Consider the following 2,607-nt stretch of genomic DNA (forward strand, 5'->3'; position numbering starts at 1 on the left):
ACCGTGTGGCGGCATGGATGCCGCCACCGAGCCCCCAGGGATGGGTTCACGGCGTGTCCCGCGAGCGGTGAGGGCACCGCGCCCTCGACGCTGCGAGCTGTTGTTCTAGACCTCGGATGATTCAAGCGGCGCATCGCGCCTTGACGCCGCCACCGTTCGAAGTCCTGGTTATTCGGCCTTGCTCAGCTTCAAGGCGGTTTCCAGCAGCAGGAACAGGCGCCGGATTTCGGCGCTCATCAGTGCGAAGCGCGCGTCGAGTTCGGCGCGCGCGCCGTCGTCTTCGCTGTGTTCGAGCTGGTCCAGTGCGCCATCGAGGAACTTGAGCTTGCGGATCACCAGATCGTCGCCGAGCACGAACGACAGGTTGTCGTCCAGCACCAGCGCCAGCTTGGTGACCTGCTTGCCGGCTTCCAGGTGCTTGTCGATCTCGTCGCCGCGCAGTTCCTGGTGCTGGCACTTGACCACCGCGCCACCTTCGATCGGGTCCTTCATCTCGCACTCTTCGCCCAGGCTCAGGCCTTCGGGCAGGGGTTCGCCGGCGATCCAGCCGGTGAGGATGGCGCGCGGTGCGACTTCGGCGTTCAACGGCAGCGCCGGGAAGCTGCCGAGCGCGCCGCGGATCTCGCTCATCACGTTCTCGCCGCTCTTGCGGCTGGAGCTGTTGACGGCGATGTAGCCGTGCTGCAGGTCCAGGATGGCATCGGTGCGCGAGCTCTTGACGAAGGCGCGCGGCAACAGCTCATGGATCAGGTCGTCCTTCAGGCGCTTGCGGGCCTTGCCGCCGGGGCGACGGCCTTCCTTCTCTTCGATCTCGGCGACCTTGCGCTCGAGCAGATCGTTGACCACCGCGCCGGGCAGGATCTTGTCCTCGCCACCGACGGTGAGCCAGAGGAAATCTTCCAGACGGTGCGAGAGCACTTCCTGCTCGTCGCGGCCGAACGGGGAAATGAAACCGCGCGAGCTCATTTCCAGCGGGCCGACCGGCTTGAGCTGCACCTGCGGCAGCAGCGTGTCGATCTCGGAGAAATCCAGCGTGGTCGGGAAACGGAACAGGGTGAGATTACGAAAGAACATGCGTCAGACCGAAGAGGAGGAAGAAACGTGGAGGGTGGGAAGACTGCCGGTGCCGCGGTGGCCGCGTCAGTCGCTGTCGTGTGCGCTGTCGCCGGCGGCAAGCCAGGCGCTGGAATCGGGATCAGGATCGGGCGGTGCTGCATCGCCATTGCGGCCCAGCGCCAGGAAATCGAACAGGGTGCGGTCAGCCAGTTGCTCGGGCCGTACATCGCCCAGCGCGCGGGCGATCTGCTCGACACGCCCGGGCTGCTCGCGGTCCCACTGCTGCAGCATCCGCCCGACCTGCTGGCGCTGCAGGTTTTGCTGGCTGCCGCACAGGTTGCAGGGAATGATCGGGAACTGGCGCGCCTGCGCGTAGGCGGCGATATCGGCTTCGCGCACATAGGCCAGCGGGCGGATCACCACATGCGCACCGTCGTCGCTACGCAGCTTGGGCGCCATCGCCGCGAGCCGGGCGTGGTGGAACAGATTCATGAAGAACGTGGCCACGATGTCGTCGCGATGGTGGCCAAGCGCGATCTTGGTCACGCCATGCGCCTGCGCGTAGGCATACAGCGCGCTGCGCCGCAGCCGCGAGCACAACGAACACATGGTCTTGCCGGCCGGAATCACCCGGCTGACCACCGAATAGGTGTCCTGCTCAACGATGTCGAACGGTACATCCAGCCCGCGCAGGTAAGTGGGCAGCACCTGCGCAGGGAAGTCGGGCTGCTTCTGGTCCAGATTGACCGCCACCAGGGTGAACGGCACCGGTGCCTTGCGCTGCAACTGCAGCAGCATGTCCAGCAAGGTGTAGCTGTCCTTGCCGCCGGACAGGCAGACCATGATCTTGTCGCCGGGGGCGATCATGCCAAAGTCGGCAATCGCCTGGCCCACCTGACGCTGCAAGCGTTTGCCCAGGCGCAGCTGCTCACGCTGCAGCCGCTGGCGCGGGTCGCGCGGCGCGGGGTCGGCCAGGGGTTGCGGCAGCGGCAGGACAGCGGTCATAAGCCGGCCATTGTAGCTGCCCGGCGCGCGACGGGCCGGCGCCGGGCGTGCGCGGCTGAACGGGCGGTCAGAGGCTTGCGGGCGGAGTGTTCGGCGTGCGTCTGGTGGTGCTGCGGCGTCAGCGGGCCCAACGCGGCTGCGGGTGCCCGCAGCTCGTCGGGACAGCGCACATCTCGCAGCGCAGCAAGCCTTTCGGCGCCGGGCTGGGTAAAGTCGGGCAGACCGCTTCACTCGGGATCGGCATGGCATCTCCAGCTTCGCTCCATCGCGCGGCTTTTTTCGGTCGCGATTGTGGTAGCGCTAACATTTTGTGCGTCGTGGGTCAGGCCCTGCGCCCGTATTTATCCCCGGCGCTGATCGAGCGTGCGCGCTGGCGCCGCGGTGGCGGTGCGCGTGCACGATCGCCGCGCTGCGTGACTGGCCACTGGTTTGCAACGCCCTTCCTTCTTCCCTCGCCTCTTTGCAGGAGTTCCACCCCATGAGCAACACCGTCTACATCGGCGCCAAAGAATATTTCCCCGGTATCGGCAAGATCGGCTTCGAAGG

3 protein-coding genes are annotated in these 2,607 nt (G+C 66.4%); all 3 read right to left on the bottom strand.

What is annotated here, in order from left to right; all coding sequences use genetic code 11:
- Nucleotides 1–168: 168 nt before the first annotated feature.
- Nucleotides 169–1,074, bottom strand: a complete 906-nt coding sequence (locus LL972_RS21445) for a recombination-associated protein RdgC (protein WP_007974628.1) — start codon at nucleotides 1,072–1,074, stop codon at nucleotides 169–171.
- A gap of 66 nt (nucleotides 1,075–1,140) precedes the next feature.
- Nucleotides 1,141–2,061, bottom strand: coding sequence for a tRNA 2-thiocytidine(32) synthetase TtcA (gene ttcA, locus LL972_RS21450; protein WP_228329311.1), 921 nt, complete (start codon nucleotides 2,059–2,061; stop codon nucleotides 1,141–1,143).
- Between the two features lie 322 nt (nucleotides 2,062–2,383).
- A partial coding sequence (locus LL972_RS21455; RefSeq protein ID WP_228329312.1) for a hypothetical protein occupies nucleotides 2,384–2,607 on the bottom strand: 224 nt, incomplete at its 5' end.

Origin of the sequence: Xanthomonas campestris pv. asclepiadis (assembly GCF_020784175.1) — a bacterium.
Classification (GTDB): domain Bacteria; phylum Pseudomonadota; class Gammaproteobacteria; order Xanthomonadales; family Xanthomonadaceae; genus Xanthomonas; species Xanthomonas campestris_D.